17 protein-coding genes are annotated in these 22,584 nt (G+C 72.4%); 3 read left to right on the forward strand and 14 right to left on the reverse strand.

Annotated features, from left to right (window positions below; translation table 11 throughout):
• Nucleotides 1-145 precede the first annotated feature (145 nt).
• The gene (locus H181DRAFT_RS30250) at nt 146-670 is read left to right on the forward strand and encodes a DUF3099 domain-containing protein (RefSeq protein ID WP_368073280.1); all 525 of its coding nucleotides are present in this window, start codon (nt 146-148) and stop codon (nt 668-670) included.
• Between the two features lie 37 nt (nt 671-707).
• Here H181DRAFT_RS30250 and H181DRAFT_RS20915 read toward each other — a convergent pair whose 3' ends face one another.
• Together H181DRAFT_RS20915 and H181DRAFT_RS20920 are read right to left on the reverse strand one after the other, a co-directional pair.
• Nucleotides 708-2,996 (reverse strand): bifunctional salicylyl-CoA 5-hydroxylase/oxidoreductase, encoded by a 2,289-nt coding sequence (locus tag H181DRAFT_RS20915; protein WP_045866258.1) that lies wholly within the window; start codon nt 2,994-2,996, stop codon nt 708-710.
• A gap of 31 nt (nt 2,997-3,027) precedes the next feature.
• Entirely contained in the window at nt 3,028-3,855 is an 828-nt protein-coding gene (locus H181DRAFT_RS20920; RefSeq protein ID WP_045866122.1) for an enoyl-CoA hydratase family protein, read from the reverse strand.
• A gap of 241 nt (nt 3,856-4,096) precedes the next feature.
• Here H181DRAFT_RS20920 and H181DRAFT_RS20925 point away from each other — a divergent pair, with 241 nt between their 5' ends.
• On the forward strand, nt 4,097-4,867 hold the full coding sequence (locus H181DRAFT_RS20925) for a sulfite exporter TauE/SafE family protein (RefSeq protein ID WP_045866123.1): 771 nt from the start codon (nt 4,097-4,099) through the stop codon (nt 4,865-4,867).
• A 32-nt stretch (nt 4,868-4,899) separates the two neighbouring features.
• Here the strand turns inward: H181DRAFT_RS20925 and argF are convergent, their stop codons facing one another.
• From argF to H181DRAFT_RS20965, 7 genes are all read right to left on the reverse strand, one after another.
• Nucleotides 4,900-5,910 carry an ornithine carbamoyltransferase gene (gene argF, locus H181DRAFT_RS20930; protein WP_045866124.1) on the reverse strand — a complete coding sequence of 337 codons (1,011 nt, stop codon included), beginning with the start codon at nt 5,908-5,910 and terminating at the stop codon, nt 4,900-4,902.
• A 210-nt stretch (nt 5,911-6,120) separates the two neighbouring features.
• Nucleotides 6,121-7,353, reverse strand: coding sequence for an arginine deiminase (locus tag H181DRAFT_RS20935; RefSeq protein WP_045866125.1), 1,233 nt, complete (start codon nt 7,351-7,353; stop codon nt 6,121-6,123).
• A 195-nt stretch (nt 7,354-7,548) separates the two neighbouring features.
• Nucleotides 7,549-8,553, reverse strand: coding sequence for a homocysteine S-methyltransferase (mmuM, locus tag H181DRAFT_RS20940; RefSeq protein WP_045866126.1), 1,005 nt, complete (start codon nt 8,551-8,553; stop codon nt 7,549-7,551).
• A gap of 1 nt (nt 8,554) precedes the next feature.
• A complete protein-coding gene (locus H181DRAFT_RS20945; RefSeq protein WP_045866127.1) occupies nt 8,555-9,478 on the reverse strand; it encodes an LLM class F420-dependent oxidoreductase in 924 nt (307 codons plus the stop codon).
• A 168-nt stretch (nt 9,479-9,646) separates the two neighbouring features.
• The gene (locus H181DRAFT_RS20950; protein ID WP_368073281.1) at nt 9,647-10,096 is read right to left on the reverse strand and encodes a DUF6099 family protein; all 450 of its coding nucleotides are present in this window, start codon (nt 10,094-10,096) and stop codon (nt 9,647-9,649) included.
• 119 nt (nt 10,097-10,215) lie between these two features.
• Nucleotides 10,216-10,551, reverse strand: a complete 336-nt coding sequence (locus tag H181DRAFT_RS20955; protein WP_045866260.1) for a nucleotide pyrophosphohydrolase — start codon at nt 10,549-10,551, stop codon at nt 10,216-10,218.
• A gap of 146 nt (nt 10,552-10,697) precedes the next feature.
• Nucleotides 10,698-11,942, reverse strand: coding sequence for an AAA family ATPase (locus H181DRAFT_RS20965; RefSeq protein WP_045866128.1), 1,245 nt, complete (start codon nt 11,940-11,942; stop codon nt 10,698-10,700).
• A gap of 650 nt (nt 11,943-12,592) precedes the next feature.
• Here H181DRAFT_RS20965 and H181DRAFT_RS20970 point away from each other — a divergent pair.
• Nucleotides 12,593-13,393 carry an SGNH/GDSL hydrolase family protein gene (locus H181DRAFT_RS20970; protein ID WP_052708674.1) on the forward strand — a complete coding sequence of 267 codons (801 nt, stop codon included), beginning with the start codon at nt 12,593-12,595 and terminating at the stop codon, nt 13,391-13,393.
• Between the two features lie 97 nt (nt 13,394-13,490).
• Here H181DRAFT_RS20970 and H181DRAFT_RS30025 read toward each other — a convergent pair whose 3' ends face one another.
• The 5 genes from H181DRAFT_RS30025 to H181DRAFT_RS21000 all read right to left on the reverse strand — a co-directional run bounded on the left by H181DRAFT_RS30025 (nt 13,491) and on the right by H181DRAFT_RS21000 (nt 22,550).
• A complete protein-coding gene (locus tag H181DRAFT_RS30025) occupies nt 13,491-15,581 on the reverse strand; it encodes an ABC transporter ATP-binding protein (protein WP_254666929.1) in 2,091 nt (696 codons plus the stop codon).
• A gap of 31 nt (nt 15,582-15,612) precedes the next feature.
• Nucleotides 15,613-16,809, reverse strand: a complete 1,197-nt coding sequence (locus H181DRAFT_RS20985) for a glycosyltransferase (RefSeq protein ID WP_045866129.1) — start codon at nt 16,807-16,809, stop codon at nt 15,613-15,615.
• Nucleotides 16,806-17,612 carry an alpha/beta fold hydrolase gene (locus H181DRAFT_RS20990; protein ID WP_045866130.1) on the reverse strand — a complete coding sequence of 269 codons (807 nt, stop codon included), beginning with the start codon at nt 17,610-17,612 and terminating at the stop codon, nt 16,806-16,808. Before H181DRAFT_RS20990 ends, H181DRAFT_RS20985 begins: the two co-directional genes overlap by 4 nt.
• 5 nt (nt 17,613-17,617) lie before the next feature.
• Nucleotides 17,618-17,872 (reverse strand): acyl carrier protein, encoded by a 255-nt coding sequence (locus H181DRAFT_RS20995; protein WP_254666934.1) that lies wholly within the window; start codon nt 17,870-17,872, stop codon nt 17,618-17,620.
• 85 nt (nt 17,873-17,957) lie between these two features.
• Nucleotides 17,958-22,550 carry a type I polyketide synthase gene (locus tag H181DRAFT_RS21000; RefSeq protein WP_045866263.1) on the reverse strand — a complete coding sequence of 1,531 codons (4,593 nt, stop codon included), beginning with the start codon at nt 22,548-22,550 and terminating at the stop codon, nt 17,958-17,960.
• Between the last annotated feature and the right edge of the window lie 34 nt (nt 22,551-22,584).

Here is a 22,584-nt window from a genome sequence, read left to right on the forward strand (position 1 = left end):
CCCCCCCCCCGCCAGCCACACACACCCCGCCAGCCACCCACACCCAGCCACGCCCGACCCCGACCCGCACCGACCAGGCACCGCCAGGCACCGACCGGGCAAGCTGCCAGCCTCGCCGGCGCGATCCGAGTAATACGCTGGAGGTATGTACGCGCGACGGCGCAGGCGCTATTTCGTGCTGATGACCACGTGCCTGGTGCTCTTCATCAGCGCTTGGACCTTCGTGCGGCTGCTGTCCGTCCCCGCGGCAATCGGAATGTGCGTGGTGGCCATGGTCATCCCGCCGATCGCTGCGATCGCCGGGAACCGTCGCGAGCCGGACGACCGCTGGTTCGACGAACCCGACGATCGTCCCTTCGGCGAGTCCGGGGACCCTCGCTTCGACGAACCGGACAGGGCCGACCTAGACAGGACCGGCCGAGACAGGACCAGCCGAGACAGGAGCGACCGAAGAGGGACCGCCCGACAAGGAACCCCGCGACAAGGAACCGCGCGACAAGGAACCGGTCGATGGGCGGACGGACGGGGCTCTGATCGCTCCGGTGGACCTGATGGCTCCGGTGGACCTGGTGGCTCCGGTGGCTCCTTCCGTCACCGTCGAGGTCTGCTGACTCGAGGCCTGCTGAGGGGCCGCTCAGGACGCGGCGAGGGGCCGCCGCCCGCCCGCTGACACCCGCTGACACCCGCTGGCGCAGGCTGCCGGGCCCCTATAGGGCGAGGCGCGGCTTCGGTGCGTCCGTGCGGCCGGTCGGCGGGCGGCGGCTGCCTGCGCGGTAGGGCTGGGGCCAGGGCGCGCCGGGCCCCTCGTAGCCCTGTTCGGCCGCGGCGTGCAGAGTCCAGTTGGGGTCGTAGAGGTGGGGCCTGCCCAGCGCGCAGAGGTCGGCGCGGCCGGCGAGCAGCAGGGAGTTGACGTCGTCCCAGGAGGAGATGGAGCCGACCGCGATGACCGGGACGCCGACGGTGTTGCGTATGCGGTCGGCGTACGGGGTCTGGTACGAGCGTCCGTAGTCGGGCTGTTCGTCCGGGACGACCTGGCCGGTGGAGACGTCGACGGCGTCCGCGCCGTGCTGGGCGAAGGCTTCGGCCATGGCGAGGGCGTCGTCGGGGGTGATGCCGCCTTCGGCCCAGTCGGTCGCGGATACCCGGACGGTCATCGGCTTGTCCCGCGGCCAGATCTCGCGCACGGTGGCGAAGACTTCCAGGGGGAAGCGGAGGCGTGCGGCGATGCCGCCTCCGTAGGCGTCGGTGCGCCGGTTGGTCAGGGGCGAGAGGAAGCTGGAGAGCAGGTAGCCGTGCGCGCAGTGCAGTTCGAGGAGGTCGAATCCGGCGCGGTCGGCACGGCGGGCTGCTTCCGCGAACTGCAGGCGTATGTCGTCCAGTTGGCTCACGGTCAGCTCGTGCGGCACCTGGTTGACGCCTTCGCGGTACGGGAGCGGGGAGGGCGCCACGAGGGGCCAGTTGCCCTGCGGAAGCGGCTGGTCGATGCCCTCCCACATCACGCGGGTCGAGCCTTTGCGGCCGGAGTGGCCCAGCTGGACGCCGATCGCGGTGCCGGGTGCCTGCGCGTGCACAAAGTCGGTGATGCGGCGCCAGGACTGTTCCTGTTCCTGCGACCACAGTCCCGTGCACCGGGGTGTGATGCGGCCGCGGGGGGAGACGCAGACCATCTCCGTCATGACGAGTCCCGCGCCGCCCAACGCCCGCGCGCCGAGGTGAACGAGGTGGAAATCGCCGGGAGTTCCGGTCCCGTGGGCCGCGGAGTACATGTCCATCGCGGAGACCACGACCCTGTTCCGCAGTTCCAGCCCGCGCAGCCGGAAGGGCGTGAACATCGGGGGCGTGTCCTCGGGCACGCCGGCGTCGTCCTCGACCGCTCTGACGAAACCGGCGTCGCGCAGGCGCAGGTTGTCGTGCGTGACCCGGCGGCTGCGGGTGAGCAGGTTGAAGGCGAACTGGTGGGAGGGCTGGGTGACATACGTGGCCAGGTCCTCGAACCACTCGAGACTTCCGCGTGCGGCGCGCTGCGTGGATGTCACGACGGGGCGCCGCTCCGCTTCGTATGCCTTGAGCGCGGCCGGCAGGCCGGGCTGCTCCTCGATGCAGGCGGCGAGCGCGAGGGCGTCCTCGACGGCGAGTTTCGTGCCGGAGCCGATCGAGAAGTGCGCGGTGTGCGCGGCGTCGCCGAGCAGCACGGTGTTGCCGTGGGACCAGTGCTCGTTGACGACGGTGCGGAACGCGATCCACTGCGAGTTGTTGCCGCGCAGCGGCCGTCCGGCGAGGGTCTCGGGGAAGAGTCCGGCGCACCGCCGGGCGGACTCCTCCTCGTCGAGCAGGTCGAGGCCCGCCGCGCGCCACACCTCTTCGCGGGTCTCGACGATGACGGTGGACGCGCCCGGATGCCCGTCGCGGGCGCTCTCGTAGGGGTAGGCGTGCAGTTGCAGGACTCCGTGGGGGGTCTCGGCGATCTCGAACCGGAAGGCATCGAGGGCGAAGTCGGCGGCGAGCCAGATGTAGCGGCAGCGGTGCGTCTCGGTCCGCGGGCGGAAGACGTCGGCGTGGGCTTCACGCGTGGCGCTGTGCACGCCGTCGGCCGCTACGACGAGGTCGTGTGTGAGTGCCAGTTGCCGGGCCGGCGGCGCCTCGGTGCGGAAGCGCAGTTCGACGCCCAACTCGCGGCAGCGGTCGTGCAGTACGGCGAGGAGGCGCCGCCTGCCCAGGGCGGCGAAGCCGTGGCCGCCGGAGGTGAGCGTGGTGCCCCGGTGCACGATGTCGATGTCGTCCCAGCGGACGAACTCGCGTTGCAGCGCGGCGTATACGGCGGGGTCGGCGTGTTCGATCCCGCCGAGGGTCTCGTCGGAGAGGACGACGCCGAAGCCGAACGTGTCGTCGGGCGCGTTGCGTTCGTAGACGGTGACGGTGCGGGACGGGTCGAGGCGCTTGAGGAGCGCCGCGGCGTAGAGTCCGCCCGGCCCGCCGCCGACGACGGCGACGCGCATGCCCCTGCCGGTGTCCCCCGGCGCGCTCAACTCACTTCCCCTGCCACTTCGGTGGGCGCTTCTCCGTGAAGGAGGCGTGGAATTCGGCGTAGTCCTCGGAGTGCATCAGGAGCGCCTGGGTGGAGGCGTCCATCTCGACGGCGGCGGACAGCGGCAGGTCCAGTTCCGCGGTGAGCAGCGCCTTGGTCTGGGCGAGTGCGAGGGCCGGGCCGTCGGCGAGGCGGCGCGCGAGCTGTGAGGCGGCGTCGTGCGCCCCGCCCTCGTCCGTCAACTCGCTGATGAGGCCGATGCGTTCGGCTTCGGGAGCGCGTACGGGCTCGCCGAGCATCAGGATGCGGGTGGCGTGTCCCAGGCCGACGACGCGCGGCAGCAGGTAGGCGGCTCCCATGTCGCCGCCGGAGAGGCCGACCTTGGTGAAGAGGAAGGAGAACCGGGCCGTCGGGTCGGCGACACGGAAGTCCGCGGCGAGGGACAGCACCGCGCCCGCGCCGGCGGCGACCCCGTGCACGGCGGCCACCACGGGGAACGGCGCTTCGCGCAGTGCCCGTACGACTTGGCCCGTCATGCGGTTGAAGTCCAGGAGTTCGGCGGTGTCGGTGTCGAGCGTGGCACCGATGATCTCCTCGACGTCGCCGCCGGAGCAGAAGCCCCGCCCCTCCCCCGCGAGCACGAGCGCGCGTGCGCGCCGTTCGCGGGAGAGTTCCGCGAGGAGGTCGCGCAGGTCCGCGTAGGCCCCGAACGTGAGGGCGTTGAGGCGGGCGGGGCGGGCGAGGGTGACGGTGACGACTCCGTCGTCCTCGGTCACCTGGATGTGCTGCCAGTCGTCGGTGCGGCGGGCGGATCCCGTGTAGGGGCTCATGCGGCTGCTCCCTCGCCCTTCGACGTGTGGCTCGCTGGCTCGCTCGCTGACTCACTCATGGACAGGGCCCTCCCTCGCCGACGCCGGCCCTGCGAAAGTATCACCGCTTCGTGACTGCCGTCACGGGTGCGCGATAGACGACGCCACGGTTGAGCGGCGCGCGGGTACGGATAGCGTGCGGGGAGGAGACGCGTCCGGCGGTCCGCAGCCGGACGCCCGTACCCGGAAAGGAACCGGTCCCATGGAGGGCGACCCGCTGATACTCGCGCTACTGGCTCTCTTCGGGCTGCTGGGCGGTATCGGGATCACGGCGGTCGGGCCGGGCGGCGTGCTGCCCACGATCGGCATGTTCCTGCTGACGGGACTCCCGCCAGCCGGCGTGGCGGGCACCGCCATCGCCACGCACATCGCCACCGGAGCGCTCGGCACCGCCGCCTACACGCGTTCCGGACAGCTGCGTGAGCCGGGGACGAGACGGATCGCGCTGGTGCTCTCGGCGGTCGCGGTGGCCGGCGCTCCGCTGGGGGTCTTCCTCAACACCCTCGTGAGCGGTCAGGGGTTCGCGGTCCTCCTGGCCGCGGCCGTCGCCGTGACCGGCTTCCTGGTCTGGGTGCGTGAGCGGCGGGCCGTCCCCGAGAGTGAGGACCGGCCGGTGCGCCTGCGGCCGGCGACGGCGGTGGCGGTGGGCTTCACGGTGTCCGTGGCCGCGGGGCTGTTCGGCCTGGGCGGCCCCATGCTGAGCGTCCCGCTGCTGGTGCTCTGCGGGCTGCCGCTGCTGCCCGCGCTGGCCGCCGCCCAGGCCCAGTCGGTGATCATCGCGGGGGCCGGGACGGTGGGGTACGCGGTGCACGGCTCCATCGACTGGCCGCTCGCCCTGCTCGTCGGCCTCCCCGAACTCGCGGGCGTCATGATCGGCTGGAAGATCGCCCGCGTCGTTCCCGTACGGAAGCTCAAGTACGCGCTGGCGGCAACGCTTCTGGCTCTTGCGCCCTATCTCGCGCTGCACGGCTGAGAGCGGGCAAGCCCGCCCGGGGCCGGCGCGTGTCAGCTGCCGGCGGCTGCCAGCGTCCCGACCAGGACGGCCTTGATCGTGTGCATACGGTTCTCCGCCTGGTCGAAGACGACCGAGTGGGCGGACTCGAAGACCTCGTCCGTGACCTCCAGGGAGTCCAAGCCGTGCCGGGCGTGGATCTCCCGCCCCACGGACGTCCCGAGGTCGTGGAACGCGGGCAGGCAGTGCAGGAACTTCACGTCGGCGTTGCCGGTGGCGCGCAGCACGTCCATCGTGACGGCGTACGGGCGCAGCAGCGCGATGCGCTCGTCCCAGACTTCTTTCGGCTCCCCCATCGACACCCACACGTCGGTGGCGACGAAGTCGGCGCCTCCCACCCCCTCCTCCACGGACTCGGTGAGCGTGATGCGGGCCCCGGTGCGCTCGGCGAGGGCGCGGGCCTCACGGACGACCGCCTCCTCGGGCCAGAGCCCGCGCGGGGCGGCGATCCGTACGTCCATGCCGAGCAGCGCCCCGGTCACGAGGTAGGAGTTGCCCATGTTGTTCCGGGCGTCCCCGAGGTAGGCGAACGCCGTCTCGTCGAGGGGTTTCGCACAGTGCTCGGTCATGGTGAGGACGTCGGCGAGCATCTGCGTGGGGTGCCAGTCGTCGGTCAGCCCGTTGTAGACGGGTACCCCGGCGTAGGCGGCCAGTTCCTCCACGACGGCCTGGCCGCTGCCGCGGTACTCGATCCCGTCGTACATCCGGCCGAGGACACGGGCGGTGTCGCGTGCGGACTCCTTGTGCCCCAGCTGCGATCCCGCCGGGTCCAGGTACGTGGTCCCGGCGCCCTGGTCGGCGGCGGCGACCTCGAACGCGCAGCGCGTGCGGGTCGAGGTCTTCTCGAAGACCAGCGCGATGGTCCGGCCCCGCAGCCGCTGCTGTTCGGCGCCCGCCTTCTTGGCCACCTTCAGCTCTGCTGCGAGGTCGATCAGAAAGCGGAACTCCTCGGGGCGGAAGTCCAGCTCCTTGAGGAAATGGCGGCCCGTGAGGTCTGTCGCCATGAGGGCTCCTAGGTCGCAGGCTCGTTCGACAACCCTGGAATTCTATACCGCCCTATGAATCCTTATACAGGCGCCGTCCTGCCACGGACCGCGCGGGAAGCCCCCGACCCGGGCAAGTACCGCCGGTTCCCGCCCGGACGTGTCCGGCCCGGACGGTTCCGCTCAGGCCGGAGCCCCCTCAGGCCGTTCCCCGCTCAGGCCGGGTCCGGCTCAGACCGGGTCCCTCTCCACGGGGCAGCTCATGCATCGCGGACCGCCCCGTCCCCGGCCCAGCTCGCTACCCGGGATCTCCAGCACCTCGATCCCCAGCTTCCGCAGGTGGGTGTTGGTGGTGACGTTGCGCTCGTAGGCCAGCACGACGCCCGGTTCGACGGCGAGCACGTTGCATCCGTCGTCCCACTGCTCGCGCTCCGCCGAGTGCACGTCCTGCGTGGGCGTGAGGACGCGGATGTGGTCCAGGCCGAGAGCCGCCGCGATGGCGCGGTGCATGTGCTCCGGCGGGTGGTCGGTGACCTTCAGCTCGTTCGCGCTGCCGCCCGGTTCGATGGTGTACGAGCGCAGCATGCCCAGCCCCTCGTACTGGGTGAAGGTGTCGCCGTCGACCATGGTCATCACGGTGTCGAGGTGCATGAAGGCACGGCGCTTGGGCATGTCGAGCGCCACGATCGTGGTGGCGGAACCGGCGGCGAACAGGCCGCGGGCGAGCATCTCCACCGCCTGCGGCGTGGTCCGCTCGCTCATGCCGATCAGCACCGCGCCCGAGCCGATGACGAGGACGTCCCCGCCCTCGATGGTCGAGGGGTAGGCGCCCTGCCCCTCGGACCAGACGTGGAAGCCGGTGTTCTCCGGGCTGGTGAAGAGCGGATGGTGCCGGTAGATCGCCTCGAAGTGGACGGTCTCGCGCTGACGGGCCGGCCAGCGCATGGCGTTGATGGAGACGCCGTCGTAGACCCACGCGGAGGTGTCGCGGGTGAACAGGTGGTTGGGCAGCGGGGCGAGCAGGAAGCCGTCGAGGTCGAGCACGTGGAAGCGCACCGAGGCGGGCTCCGGGTTCGCCTCCAGGAACTCCCGCTTCGTCATGCCCCCCACCAGCGCCTCGGCCAGTTCCCGCGCGGGGAGCCGGTCGAAGGCGGCGCGCAGGTGCGCGGTCGCCAGCGGCCCGTACTCGTTCTCGTGGAAGACCCGGTCCAGTACGAGGGTGCGGGCCTCGGGGATCTCCAGCGTCTCCGTCAGCAGGTCACCGAAGAGGTGGACGGCGATACCGCGGTCGCGCAGCGCGTCCGCGAGAGCGTCGTGCTCCTGGCGCGCACGGCGCACCCACAGCACGTCGTCGAAGAGGAGCTCGTCCTTGTTCGTGGGCGTGAGCCGCTTCAGCTCCAGGTCGGGGCGGTGCAGGATGACGCGGCGCAGCCGCCCGGCCTCTGAGTCGACATGGAATCCCATGCCTCCATCCTTACCGAGGCGGCGGCGGAGTGCGCCGTGATTGTCGAAGATCCTCAAGGTATCGGCGCTGACCGCGGGGCCACGACGCCGGTGATCACAGGGTCGCGGCGGCTGGCCACCGGGCTGCGAGCTCCGGCCACGGGGGGCTCGGCGTCTGGCCATGCGGCTGTGCTGGCTGATCACGGGACCGTCCGATCACAGGGCTGGGGCGCCGCCGAGTGCCGGGGCCCGCGCCAGCCGAGCGATGACGTCCGGCCCCACCCGGCAGCAGCCCCCGACCAGCCGCGCCCCACGGGCGACCCAGCCCGCGGCCCACGCCTCCGGCCGCGGCGGCGGCCCGTCGGGGGCGGGCGCTCGCGCCGGAGCCGTGCCGGTGGGCGGGGGCGTGCCGGTGGGCTGGGGCGCGGCCGAGTAGCTGGCCGGGCCTGAGAAGGCGTGGGTGGCCGGGTTCCAGCTCTCTCCGCTGTTGGGGTAGGCGACGACCGGCTTGCCCGTCGTCTCCGCGGCGATCTCGACCGCGTCGCCCACGTCGCGGGCGGCGCAGCAGTTGACGCCCACCGCCACGACGTGCCGCTCGCCGGCCGCCACCGCGAAGGCTTCGGCGAGCGGCTGCCCGGCCCGCGTGCGCGGGCCGTCGACCGTGTAGCTCAGCCACGCCGGGAGGCCGAACTCCCGCGACGCTCGCAGCAGGGCTTCCGCCTCGTCCGCGTCGGGCACCGTCTCCAGGGCCAGGACGTCCGGCTCGGCCGCCGCCAGAGCGGCGATCCGCGGCCGGTGGAACGCCGTCAGCTCGCGGACGCTCAGGCCGTAGCGGCCGCGGTACTCGCCGCCGTCGGCGAGGACCGCGCCGTACGGGCCGACGGAGGCGGCGACCCACACGGGCCGGTCCGCGGCGGCCGCCCGGGCGAGCTCCACGCTGCGGCGGAAGAGGGCCTCCGCCTCGCGCTGTCCGGCGCCCGCCCGGGCGAAGCCCTCGAAGGACGCCTGGTAGCTGCCCGTGATCAGCACCCGCGCTCCGGCCCGTACGTAGGCCGCGTGCGCCTCCCGGATCTGCCGGGGATCGTCGGCGAGCAGCCGCGCCGACCACAACTCGTCGCGCAGGTCGCAGCCTTGGGCCTCCAGCTGGTTGGAGAGCCCGCCGTCGAGTACGAGCGGGCCGCGGGCCAGTGCGTCGCCCAGCGGGAGTGCGGGGCGGCTCACCTCACGCCACCTGGGTCCGCACCTGTTCGGAGATCAGCTGAAGGTGGTCGAGGTCGTGCAGGTCGAGGATCTGCAGGTAGATCCGGGAGGCCCCGGCCTGCTCGTACTGCCCGATCTTGTCGACGACTTCGGCGGGGGAACCCGCCAGGCCGTGCTCCTTCAGCTCCGCGACGTCCCTCCCGATGGCCGCAGCGCGGCGGGCCACCTCGGCGTCGTCCTTCCCCACGCAGGCGACCAGCGCGTTCGACAGGACGATGTCCTCCGGGCTGCGGCCGCGCTCCTCCGCCGCCGCGCGCACCCTGCCGAACTGCGTCCGGCTGTCGGAGACGGACGCGAAGGGGATATTGAACTCGTCGGCGAAGCGCGCGGCCAGGGCGGGCGTGCGGACCTTGCCCATGCCGCCGACGAGGATCGGCACCTTCCGCTGGACGGGCTTGGGGAGGGCCGGCGAGTCGGCCAGCCGGTAGTAGGTGCCGTCGTACGCGAACTTCTCGCCGACCGGGGTGGACCACAGCCCGGTGACGATCTCCAGCTGCTCCTGGAGCCGCCCGAACTTCTCCTTCGGGAAGGGGATGCCGTACGCGGTGTGCTCCTCCTCGAACCAGCCCGCTCCGAGGCCGAGTTCCACCCTGCCGCCGGACATCGCGTCGACCTGGGCGACCTGGACGGCGAGGGGGCCGGGCAGCCGGAACGTGGCGGCCGTCATGAGGGTGCCGAGCCGGATGGTGCTCGTCTCACGGGCCAGCCCGGCAAGGGTGATCCAGGCATCCGTGGGACCGGGCAGCCCGTCCGTCCCGCCCATGGCCAGATAGTGGTCGGAGCGGTAGAAGGCGTCGAAGTCCAGCTCCTCGGCGGCCCTCGCCACCTGGAGCAGCGTGTCGTAGCTCGCCCCCTGCTGGGGCTCTGTGAAGATGCGCAGCTTCATGGTCCATATCTTGCCTCCCTGCCCGGCTTCACGCTTCTGACGTGGGGGGCGGCAGGGACCCTCGTCCACCCTCGTCCGGCACGCACGCCCGGCAGCCAACGTCCGGCAGCCGGCTCCAGCACGCACATCCAGCACGCGTTACGCCGCGTGCTGCGGCGTCCTGCCGCGTTACGCCGCGCCGCCGTGCTCGTGCACCGCGAGGCGGCGGAGCATGGCGGTCACCCTGTCCTCCGACTCGTCCATCGCGTCGATCGCTTCGAGGACGTGCCAGTACAGCCCCTGCTGGTCCGCGGTGACGGCCACGAGGACGAGCGCCACACCGGCCTCGACGAGCAGTCCGGCGAGATCGACCAGGGCACACCTCGGGTCCTGGACATCGGTCAGCCTGGCGGCGCGGGCGGCGCCCGGGGACGGCCCGAGGTGCTCCGGCGAACGGCAGGCGCGGCCGCCCACCTCGCTCAGGGCCATCGCCTCGGGACGCACCAACTGCGGGCCGCTCTCGGCCAGATGGCGCCCCACTGCCTCGACAAGCGCCTGCGCCTGCCACGCCTCGGCGAGGATCTCCCGCACCGACGAACACTCCACAAGCGCATGCCGGGTGGCCTTGATGAGATGCACGGCATCCAATGTCACCACCTCCCTTCACGGTTCTCGCTACGCAGAGTGACCATCAAGGGGCTGATGAACCAGGGAGTTTGTGGAAACTTTGGACATTTCGCCCTGCATGGACACGGTCCTCACTCCATAGAGTGACCGGTTCCGGTGGTCGGGAAACGCTTCTCGTTCCGATCGACCTTCGAAGACAGCGCTTGCAGCGCGTCGACGCCCAACACCTCGCAGAACTGCAGGAGATACGCGAACACGTCCGCCACCTCGTCCTCGACCCTGTGGGCCATGTCCGGACGGGACATCACGCGGGCCGATTCCTCGGGCGTCAACCACTGGAAGATCTCGACGAGTTCGGCCGCCTCCACGCTCAGCGCGGCGGCGAGGTTCTTCGGCGTGTGGTACTGCCCCCAGTCGCGCGCCGAGGCGAACTCGGCCAGCCTCCGCTGCAGTCGGGCGACCGTCAGCTCGCCCGTGCACGAAGCCGAAGAGGGCGTGGAGGCCGGGGATGCCGGGGATGCCGGGGCGGCCGTGGATGCCGGGGCGGCCGTGGATGTCGGGGCGGCCGGGGTGGCCGGGGCGGGCCGACTGGAAGGCGGGAGGGAGGGTTCGCTCACGTCCCCAGGTCTACCAGGCGGACGCCGGACGCCGCCTCCCGTACCGCCGCTCCCGCATCGCCCACCGCGCCCAGCAGCCGCACATGCCCCCGCTCGCCCATCCGCACAGCCAGCGACAGCAGTTCGCGTGTCTGGCGGACGTCGAGTCCGCGGTCCAGGCCGTCCGCCAGGACGGTCAGCGCCTGCCGTGCTGGCAGCACCTCCTGCGCCGGGTCCATGGAGAGCACGCCGGGACCGGTCAGAAGCACCAGAGCCAGCGCCGTGTAGCGCAACTCCCCGTCGCCCAGCCACTCCAGCGGCGTCCGCGGCCCGTCGGGACTGCGCACCAGCAGGGCGCGCAGCATGCCCCTGTCCCGTCCGCCGTCCACGACGTCCGAGGCCAGATCGGCGACGGGACCCGCACAGCCGGCCCGCACAGCCGCGACGAGCAGGCCGTACCGGGTGGCGCACTCCAGGCGCGTGCGGCGCAGCACCGCGGCCAGGTTGTCGCAGCCGCCCCGCAGCAGCCTGTCGGCCGCCGAGACGGGATCGCGCATGTTCTCCGGGCGGGGATCGCAGGCGAAAGCGGCGCGGAGCGCCACGACGACCTGCTCCGCGGCGGCCAGCACGCGCTGCTCCTCCTTGCTGCCGCCCGCGACGCGCAGCGGCAGCAGGGCGGTCGCGAGCCGGTCTGCGGGCAGGCGCGCGCGGGTGACGCGGCCCGGCCCCGCGCTGTGCCACTCGGCCTGCACCGCGGAGCGCGACGGATCGCGGAGCGCCGTGGACAGCAGGGTGCGTCCGTCCGCCGCGGTCAGCCGCTCGCCGGCGATGCGCAGCGACGGTTCGGCCTGCACCGCCAGGTCGAGACGGACCGGGCCGGCGGGCCCGTCGACGGTGCAGCCGAACCGGAAGCCGCGGCGCCCCTGCGCGTCCGGCCGCGCCGTGTACGGCACGTACGATGCCGCTCCCCCGGCGCCCCGCCCGAAGACCTCACCGAGCGCCTCCCCGCCGCCGAGCCGCGCCAGAGCCTCGTATGCCTCCAGGACGCTGGACTTGCCGCTGCCGCTCGCGCCCGTCAGCAGCGTCACGGGCGCGAGGGGGACGGTGCGCTCCCGCAGCGCGCGGAAGGCTGACAGCTTCAGCCGGGTGACGGTCGCCGGAGACGGACGCGCCGCGCCCTCGTCCTGAGGCTGCGACGAGTGCTCCGCGGCTGGAGCGGAGGCGGGGGCGGGGGCGGGAACAGGGTTGCTCGTGGCGTGCATGCCCGGACGGTATGCAACGTCCGGCCGCTGAACCGTTCCGTCTCCTCGCGGGCCCACCGAACGAGCGACAAAACCCCGCACGTCAGGGGCCCGGAGCCCCGCCGCCGCCCTGTCAGGCCACCCAGGCCGGCCACCCGCCGAACGCGCGTCGGCCGCCCTCGACGCCGGCGGACTCCCCGCCCGCGCGCGCCCGTCGGCCCGGTGCTTGGCGCGAACGTGATGGCGGCGGCGGGGTACGTGGCCGTGCGGCGACCGTCACGGGAGTTGCGTTCGCTAACCGACCCACCGTCAGAAGTCGTGCGGCGGCGCGGCGGCAGACGCCGGGAGGGCCTCGCCGGACGGGACGCGGCAGGCAGCCGCGGTGCCCGCCCCCGGCTTCGCGAAGGGGACGCCCCGCACTTGCGGAAGCGCATACATCCAGCGGCCGATAACAGCCGCAATTTTGACGGAAAGACCTGAGGAAATGTCACCGGAGAAGCGATCCGAAAGTGGCGGGAATTGCTACGGCGCGGCACCGTGATCATGATTTCCGCAGCTCGCGTTTATCGAACTGTGACCAAAAAACTGCTAGTTGACATGTACTCATCTGGCCCTTCACCTGCTAATTCTTAGATGTTCACATCCCCCACACCTTCGGAGAAGACAACTTCATGCGCACATTAAAGCTGCTGTTCGCCGCCGTGCTGGCGTTCGTGGCCGTGGCCTTCGTAGCACCAGGGTCACATGCGGCCGAGGGTAAATATGTCGCTCTGGGAGATTCGTACACCGTCGCGGTAGGCACCAATACCTACGACAACCCGGACGACGCCTGCCGGCGCGGCCCCACTTCCTACACCAGGCTGTGGGCCGCCGCGCACCCGAACGTCGGTTTCGTGGAAGCGGCGTGCTCCGGCGCGACCACGGCAGACGTGATGAACACGCAGGTCGGTCAGCTGACCGCGGACACGTCCCTGGTGACTCTTCAGATCGGCGGCAACGACGTCGGTTTCGTCGACGTTCTGAAGAACTGCATTCTCACCGCGGACGACGCCGACTGCCTGGCAGGTGTCGAAGCGGCAAAGGCAGCTGCGACCAACCAGCTGTCCCCGCAGCTTTCGAAGACGTACGCGGCCGTTCGCGCTGCCGCGCCGTCCGCGAAAGTCATCGTCGTCGGATATCCCCGGCTCTACACAATTGGAGGTGACTGCGGCATTCTCGGCCTCAGCGACAAGGAGCGCACCGCTCTGAACTCCGCGGCCGACACTCTTGCCGAGATCATGTCCGCGCGTTCGAAGGAAGCAGGCTTCACTTTCCTCGACGCGCGTCCCGTGTTCGACCCGCACACGATCTGCTCCGGCAACTCGGAATGGGTCACCAGCCTCGAGTGGGAAAAGCTCAACGAGTCCTACCACCCGAACGTCGAGGGCCACAGGGACGGCTACCTCGCCGCCCTCAACCCCCTGATGGGCTGACAGATCCGAGCCCGCCGGTCCCCGGCGGACAGCAAGGGCGCCCGTCCTCGTGACGGGCGCCCTTCGCGTCTTCACACGCCGGGACAGAACCTGCCGCTCAGCGGCCGGCCTTCGCAAGCTTGTCCGACGAATCGTCGTCCTCGCCCACGAGCATCTGGGAGGCGGCGAGTTCCCGGTAGAGGGGATCGGACTTGACCAGCTCCTTGTGGCTGCCGAACGCGCGGATCTCACCGTGCTCCATGACGACGATCTGGTCCGCGTGCGTGACCGTCGAGAGCCGGTGGGCGATGGCGATCACCGTGCACTTGCGGGCCGCCTGGTCGACGGCTTCCCGAAGTGCCTGCTCGTTGCGGGCGTCGAGCTGGGCCGTCGCCTCGTCGAGCAGCAGCACCTCGGGCTTGCGCAGCAGCGCGCGGGCGATCGCGAGGCGCTGGCGCTCACCGCCGGACAGCGAGACGCCGCGGTTGCCCACCTCGGTGCGCAGACCGTCGGGGAGCCGCGTGATCAGCGTGTCGAGGCGCGTCACGCGCAGAGCTTCGGCGATGTCCTCCTCCGAGGCGTTCGTCGCCGAGTACTTCAGGTTGTCCTCCAGGCTGCCGGCCATCACCGGCGAGTCCTGCTCGACGTACGCGATGCGCCTGCGCACCTCGGCACGGCGCATGGTCTCGATGTCGACGCCGTCGATGACGATCCGCCCGGCCGTCGGGTCGTAGAAGCGCTGGAGCAGCGCGAACATGGTCGTCTTGCCCGCGCCGGACAGGCCCACCAGGGCGGTCTGCGTCCCGCCGGGGATGGTGATGTCGATGCCCTTCAGCGCGGTGCCGCGCCCCGGGTAGGAGAACCGCACGTCCTGGAACTGGATGGTGGGCGGGCCGGGGATCTTCAGCTTCAGCGTGGACGGTCCGTCGATGTCGGTGTCCCGGCCGGCCGCGGGGACGGCCTGGCCGGGGGCCTTGAAGCCCTGACCGTTCGTCTGCGCGTTCGGCGGGACGTAGGACTTGCCGTACGCGGGCAGCGGCCCGGTCGCCGTCCCGTTGCCGTTGCCGTTCGCGTTCGCACCGGCCGCGGGAAGCGCGGGGAGGATCGGCTCCTCGTCGACGTCCGCCTCGACGGCCATGCGCTTGATCTGCTCGATGCGGCCCACCGCGCCGAGGCCCTGCTGGAGCATGCCGAGCCCCGCGACGAGGGAGCCGATCGGGCTGGCCAGGTAGAAGACGTAGAGGAGGAACGCGATCAGTTCGGGCGTCTCGAGATCGCCGGAGGCCACGAGTGCGCCGCCCACTCCGAGGACGGCGAGGAAGGCCGCCTGGATGGAGACGCCGGAGAGGATCTTGACGACGGCGACGTAACGGGCGCCCACGAGGCCCGCCTGGTACGCGCCGTCGATCGCCCGTTCGGCGACCTCCGTCTCACGGTCCTCGGCACCGTTGGCCTTGACGGTACGCGCGGCGCCGAGCGTACGGTCCAGCGCTGCGCCGACGGCGCCGATCGACTCCTGCGCACGGGAGACGGCCTTGCGGATGCGGGGCAGGATGCCGCCCATCACCAGACCCACCGTCAGCAGCACGCCGATCGTGACGCCCAGCAGCCCCAGATGCACGACTCCCATCAGCACGGCCGCGCCGAGGATGCTGAGCACGCCGTTGGCGATCATCACCAGGCCCTCGGTCGCCGCGTTCTGCAGCAGCGTGCTGTCCGAGGTGACGCGGGCGATCAGGTCGCCCGGCGGACGGCGGTCCAGCTCCGGGATGCGCAGCCGGATCAGGCGGAAGACGAGGTCCTGGCGCACCCGGCGGACGACGCGCTCCGAAGTGCGCTGCTGCCACCAGGACTGCAGGCCGGTGAGGCCGGCGCCCGCCACGACGAGACCGCCCAGCACGATCACGGGCCCGACCACGTCGCCGTCGTCGGCGAGGGAGTTCAGCACCTGCTGCGCCACCAGCGGCTGCGCCAGTCCCGCCCCGCTCGCGGCGAGCACGAGAAGCAGCGTCGCGAACAGCACCAGGCGGTGGGGGCGCGCGTATCCCATCAGCACCCGCAGGGGCGCACGCTTGCGGTGGTCGATGCGGAGGATGCTGGCCCTCGGGTGCCCGCCGGTTCCGGGCACGGTCGGCTGCGGGGGTGCGGGAGGGGGCTGGGAGCCCTGGAAGAGCCCGAAGGGTTCGGGACTTCTCGGAGCCGTCGTCATGTGGGAGTCCTCAGGTCGCATTCGGACGGGTTCAGCGTGCTGCCTGGGCGTCCGCCGGACGGGCTGCGATGCGGTCGAGATGGTCGGCGGCGGCGAGCACCCCGCCGGCGTCGCGGAAGGAGCGCCCGATCGCCTCGGCTGCCGCCCGGTGTCCTCCCTCGGTGTCGAGGACGGACTCGACGGCCGCCGCCAGCCGTGGTGCGTCCACCCTGTTGAAGCGGACCCGCACGCCGGCGCCCGCGTCCACCACCTGCCCGGCGACGATCGGCTGGTCGTCGCGGATGGGGGCCACGACGAGCGGGACCCCGTGCCACAGGGATTCGCAGACGGTGTTGTGGCCGGCGTGGCAGACGACGGCGTCGAGATGCGGGAGCAGGTCGAGTTGGGGCACGTACTCGCGCACGAGGACGCTCTCCGGAACTCCGCCGGGCATCCCGCCGAGGACGCCTCCGGGGTCGACGACGATGCCCTGCACCCGCTCGCGCAGCGCGTGCAGCGCGCCGACGGCCTCCGTGAGGAACCGCGTCCCGGCGTCCACGTTGGCGGTGCCGAGCGTCACGAGGACCTTGCGGCGGCGCGGGTCCAGCTCCGCGTACGGGAAGTCGCTCTGCGCGGCGCGCGGGGCGATCGCGGGCCCGACCAGCTCGATACGGTCGCTGGGCAGCGGCGCGTCGCCCAGCAGCGCGCGCCCTGTGAAGGCGACGACTCCGTGCGGCGAGTAGCGGGGGTCGGTCGTGTGCTCCGGGTCGCCGAAGCTCTCGCGCAGGGAGGCGAAGATGCCCTTCAGCCAGGCGTCGACCTTGGGCATCGAGGAGAGCGGGTCGGTCAGTTCGGCCGAGGTGCTCACCGACGTCACATAGGGGATGCCGCGGCGCTCGGCGACGAGGGCGCCCGCGACGGCGTGCTGGTCGTGGACGATCACGTCCGGGCCGAATGCCTCGATCGCCGATTCGACGCCGGGGGCCATCAGTTCGGCCAGCGGGGCGAAGAACTCCTCCCACAGGAAGCGGAACGCGGACGGCCCGGTGAGCTTGGCGGGCCGCTGCAGTCCGACGTCCGGCATCCGCGACTCGAAGACGACGGCGTCCGCCCCGGCGAGGCGGTGGATCTGCTCGGGGTAGCCCGTCCACGCCACGCGGTGCCCGCGGCGGGCCAGTTCGTCCGCGACGCCGAGCAGCGGGTTGATGTGCCCGACGAGCGGGGGGACGACGAGGAGGAAGCGAGTCACCGTACTGCCTCGGTCAGTTCGTGCTCCCGTACCCACGCCAGGAGGATGTCGCGGGTGTCCTCGGTGCGCTCCACGAGGACGGAGTGGCCCTGGTCGGGCAGCACCACGGTGCGGCAGCGGTCGAGTTTGGCCTCCAGGGAGGGCACTTGGGCCGACAGCCCCGACTCGTCGCCGAATATCGCCAGCAGCGGGCAGCCGATCGCGGAGAGGTCGTCGGATATGACGCGTCCGCTGGGGACGTCCTCGGCCAGGGTGGTCGTCTGCAGGATGCGGCTCGCACCGCGCGAGAGGCGGGCGGTGTGCGCCCCGTGGTTGTCCTTGATCCAGCCGATCACCTCTTCGTGCTTCAGCCGGTCCTTGGCGTCGGCGAGCCCCTCGGCCATGTGCCGTGTCCACTCCACGACGGGCGGCTCGGACTCGATCATGCTGACGGTGGCGACGCGGTCGGGGTGCCAGGCGGCGGCAGCGGCGGCGATCGTGCCGCCGAAGGAGTTGCCGACGACGTGGACGCGGCGGTGCTCGCCGAGCGCGTCTAGCAGCCCGGCGAGGTCGCCGACGAAGCGTTCGAGCTGGTAGCCGGTCTCGGGCCGGTCGCTCCGTCCGTGGCCGCGCAGGTCGTACATGATCACGTCGATGCCCTCGGCGGCGAAGGCCGGGCCGAGCGTGAAGTAGTAGCTGGCCAGGCTGTCCGTGAGCAGGCCGTGCACGAAGACCACGACCGGCGGCTCGCCGAGGGCCTCGTCGCGGCCGGCGGCGGGCAGTCTCTGCACGTGGGTGGTGATCTCTCCCGTGGAGATCTTCATCCGGATCAGCCCGCTTCCGTGGCGCGCAGCGATTCCACTACATGGTCGACGAGCTGCCCGACGGTCAGCGCGATGATCTCGTCGAGTTCGAGCTCTGCCACGAACTCGGCGAAGTTGACGCGGTCACCGTAGTGCTCGCGCAGGGACCCGGACAGCGCCACGAGGTCGATGCTCTCCAGCTCGAGATCGTCGTGGAAGGTGGTCTCCCGGCCGATCTCGGCCTCGTCGAGTCCGTAGTCCTCGAGCAGCGTCCGCAGCATGCCGGAGATGTCCGCCAGCACGGCCCCCTCGTCGGTTCCCGACGGCGCCTGCCCGACGGGCTGCGCCGGTGCGAACCCGGTCGCGTCAGTGGTCATTTCGCACTCCTGTTTCCTCGTATGCGGTCGTCCAGGCGACCACGTACTGCCGCTCGGGCAGGCCCGGCGGATTGGATGTAACGCGCACCCGCACGTCGTGCGAATGGCCCCCGTACATCACGCGGAGCCGGCCGGTCTCCGCCGCCACCACGCGGTAGTCGGCCGGACGTCCCCGCAGTCCCGTTCCGCGCAGCTTCGCGACGGCCTCCTTGGCCGCCCAGAACCGCGTGAACCAGACGGCCTCACCGTCCGGCACGTCCGACTCGCCCGGACTGTCCGGGCCGGACCCGCCGTCGCCCGCGGACACTTCGCGCAGCAGGGCGAGTTCCTCCCGGCCGCACGCCGTCTCGACGGTGGCGCGCGGACGTTCGGTGATCTCCTCGACGTCGATGCCGCACGGTCCGCGCCGTGCGATGGCGACACCGCACTCCGCGCGGTGCGCGATCGACACCACCAGGCCGTCGCCGAGTTCGCGGCCGTGCACGCCGCGCACGAAGGGACGGCCCTCGTCGTCGTTGTGGACCGCGATCTCGGCCGGGTAGATGTCGCCCGCGCCCTCCGACCACAGCACGTCGCGCACCGCGTCCTTCGCCGCGATGCGGCCGAGGAGGAACTGCCGCCTGCGGACGGGCGGCAGCTCGGCGTAGCCGGTGCGCTCCGCCCCGCCGAGGACGTTGCGCATCATCAGCTCGCGCGTCGCCAGGTCGGGCCAGCGCTCGTGCACCTGCGCGTAGCCCTCGGGGTGCCGGGTGGAGAGCGTGTTGGAGCCGGGGAAGCGGTCCACGGCCCGGATGCCGGGGTCGGTGTCGAACCGGCGGTCCGTCCAGCCGTGCAGCTCCGCCCAGACGCGGCCCCGGTGGAGCAGCTGCATGTCGGCGGTGAGCGTGTTGTGGGTGAGTCCGGTGATGCGGATCGAGCATTCCAGCCGCTCGCCGGGGCCCGGTTCGGGTCCGTGGAAGCGGATGCGGTCCATGCTGACGGGGAAGACGGTGGTGCGCTCGGTGAGCGTCGCCATGATCCAGTAGCCCAGCAGCTGGCCCACGTTGTCCAGCAGGGAGCCCGGCGCCTCGGGTGCGGTGAGGACGCCCCGCACGTGGCGGTCGCCGATGGCGGTGAGTTCGCTGACCCCCTGGAAGAGGGGCCCGTGGAACATCCACCGCTCGGTGTAGAGCTGTTCGGCCCGCATCTCGGGGACGCGCTCCGCGGCCGGGTCGAACGTCCAGGCCTCGGGCGGCGGTTGGTGCCGCCCGGCGAGCTGGACGACGGCCTGCGAGGAACCGGTGAGGGCCACCTCGACCTCGTCGGGAGCGATCCGACGCACCGTCACCGGGACGTCCACCGAGGGCACGGCCTCGATCCACTTCAGCAGCCGCACCTCCCGCAGCCCGACGGCGCGCATCCCCGGGACGGCACGCTCGGCGAACTCCATGAGGTGCTTGATGACGGTCGTGGCCGGGACGATCGGCCAGCGGTCGGCGGGGTCGGGCCAGCCGGGGCGCTGCCGGAAGAAGCAGTGGTCGAGGAGGTAGGGCATTTCCTCGACGCCCACCCGCAGCACCGAGGGCACGTCCGCGGCCGGGGGTTCGGCGGCGCGCGGTACGGCCGGGGGTTCGGCGGCGCGCGGCGCGGGCACGGCGGGGCGCCGTACCGGTCCGCGTGGGGGTGCGGCACGGCGGGCCGCGCCGGCGCCGATGAGGTCCGCCGCGGCCGACGCGGTGTCGTTCAGGAGCGCGGAGAGTTCCGCCGCCAGCGGGTTGCGCGCACCTGCCCGGTCGAGGCGGGTGAGGGAGGCGGAGGACGCCGCGGCCGCGGGCCTTCCGGCGGTGTCCGCGGGCGCTCCCGCGAGCGATCCCCGTACGGACTCGGGCAGGGAGATCAGCGCTCCGCCCAGGTCGAGGCGTACGCCGGGCCGCTTCGCCTTGCCCGGCGCCGGCCGCGCCGCGGTACGGGCGGCGGCCGCCGGGCGGTCGTCCCGATGCAGGAGGGGAGCGACGTCGGGCTCGGCGCCGTCGACCCACAGCGCGGTGACGACCCTGCGCAGCTGCGCGAGGCTGTCGCGGTTCCCGGCGTGGGCGGAGACGACGAGGTGGTCGCGTCCGGAGAGGGAGTCGTCGATGAGGGAGCCGAGCTGTCCCGCGCCGAGCTGGACGAAGGCGCGGTGTCCCGCCTCGTACATCGCGGAGACCATCAGCCGGAACCGCACGGGCTCCAGCAGGTGCCGCACGAACAACTCCCGTACCGCTTCCGGCTCTTCCGGGTAGGGCGACGCCGTCGTCGCGGACCACACGGGAGTGGTCTGCGGGTGCAGCGTGTAGCTCTCGGCGGCGGCGCGGATCGGGCCGAGGTACGGGGCGAGCATCGGGGTGTGGAAGCCGGAGCGGAACGGCAGCACCTGCCCGATGACGCCGCGTGCGCGCATGCGCACGACGATGGCCTCCACCGCGGCCTCGGGGCCGCAGATCATCGACTGGTTGGGCGCGTTGTCGTGGGAGAGCACCACGTCGTCGCGGCCGTCCAGTTCGGCGAGCACCTGCTCGGCGGGCATGCCGAGCACGCCGAAGACGGCGCCCGGGACCCGCAGGGCGTCCGGGTCGAACCCGGCGAGGAAGGCGTCGACCTCGTCGGCGGAGTGGATGCCGCCGCACGCCATCGCCGTCCACTCGCCGACGCTGTGGCCGGCCACGGCGTCGGGGACGACCGCGAGCCTGCGCAGCGCGGCGTCCAGCACCCTGCCGAGCTGGAAGACGGCGGCGCCGTGGCGGCCGACGTCGCCGACCTTCGCGCCGTTCTCCTCGTCGCCGTGCGGCCATTCGAGCCCGAACCGTTCGGCGAGTTCGGCCACGCGGGGCTCGAACTCGGCCTCCAGGCCGGGGAAGACGAACGCGGTGCGGCCGCCGGCCGGGCCCAGCATCGGGCTGGGGCTGAACCACACGTCGCTGCGTCCCCGCCACGGCGCGCCCTTGCCCACGGCCTTGCGTGCCAGCTTCAGGCGGCGTGCCGTGGGGTCGACGATGCCCAGCCGGCACGGCTCCGTGACCCTGGACCGCTCGTCCAGTCCGGCCGCGAGCACGGCCGAGTCCTCCCGGTCCAGGAGGGCCGCCAGCTCCTCGGGCGTCGCCGCGGCCAGCCGCAGCACCCGTTCCGGCTCGGCGACGGAGACGGCTGCCCGGGCCGGGGCCGCGGCGGGTGCCGCGGGCGCGGCGGCGCGGCCGGCGGGCTGCTCCAGTACGACGTGGGCGTTGATGCCGCCGAAGCCGAAGGCGTTGACCCCGGCCCGGCGCGGGGCTCCCGACTCCGGCTGCTGCCACGGCTGGGCCTCGGCGAGCGGACGGAAGCGGGTGCGCTCCAGCGCGGGGTGCGGGTCGTCGCAGTGCAGCGTGGGGGGCAGCACTCCGTGGTGCACGGCGAGCGCGGCCTTGATGAACCCGGCGATCCCCGCGGCCGGCATCGTGTGGCCGATCATCGACTTCACGGAGCCGATGGCGGCGGACGGGCCGTCCGCGGCCCCGCCGAACACCTCGCTGAGAGTGGTCAGTTCGGCGCCGTCACCGGCGGGAGTGGCGGTGCCGTGCGCCTCGATCAGACCGACGGCGTCGGCGGCGCGCGGGTCGAGCCCGGCCACGTCCCACGCCTGGCGCACGGCGCGCACCTGCCCGCCGGGGTCCGGGTTGAACAGGCTCGCCGACCGCCCGTCGCTGGCCACGCCGGTTCCGGCGACGACGGCGTAGACGCGGTCGCCGTCGCGTTCGGCGTCCGCCAGCCGCTTCAGCACGACGACGCCGGTGCCCTCGCCGATCAGCACCCCGTCCGCGTCGCGGTGCAGGGGCCGGATCCGCTGGCTGCGGGAGAGCGCCCCGAGCTGGCTGAAGACGCTCCACAGGGTGATGTCGTGGCAGTGGTGGACGCCGCCGGCGAGCATGATGTCGCAGCGTCCCGCGTCGAGTTCGCGCACCGCGTGGTCGACGGCCACCAGCGACGACGCGCAGGCGGCGTCGACGGTGTACGCCGGCCCCCGCAGGTCGAGCCGGTTGGCGACCCGTGAGGCGGCCAGGTTCGGGACCAGCCCGATCGCCGACTCGGGTGCCTCGGGGCCGAGTTGCTCGGCGAAGGCGGCCCGCACCTGCTCCAGCCGGTCGTCGTCGAGTTCGGGCACCAGCTCGCGCAGGGTGCGCATGATCTGGTTGCTGGTACGCACCCGCTGGTCGAGCCGGACCAGTCCGGGCGTCAGGTAGCCGCCGCGGCCCAGGACGACGCCCGCGCGCTGCCGGTCCGCGGGGAGGACCGCCTCCCCGCCCGCGTCCTCGATGGACTGGTGCGCCACGTCCAGCGCGATCAGCTGGTCGGGTTCGGTGCCCGGCACCGAGTTGGGCATGATGCCGAAGCGGGTCAGGTCGTACTCGGCGGCCTGGTCGACGAAGCCGCCGCGGCGGCAGTAGACCCGGTCGGCGCGCGGCGGCCCGTCCGCCGCGTAGAACTCCTCGTCCCAGCGCCCGGCCGGCACGTCGGTGATGGCGTCGACGCCGCCGAGGATGTTCCGCCAGTAGCCGTCGAGGCCGGCCGCGCCCGGGAAGAGCGCGGCCATCCCGACGACGGCGACCGGCGTACGCGAGGGGGTT

It is taken from the genome of Streptomyces sp. WMMB 714 (assembly GCF_900090125.1).
Classification (GTDB): domain Bacteria; phylum Actinomycetota; class Actinomycetes; order Streptomycetales; family Streptomycetaceae; genus Streptomyces; species Streptomyces daqingensis.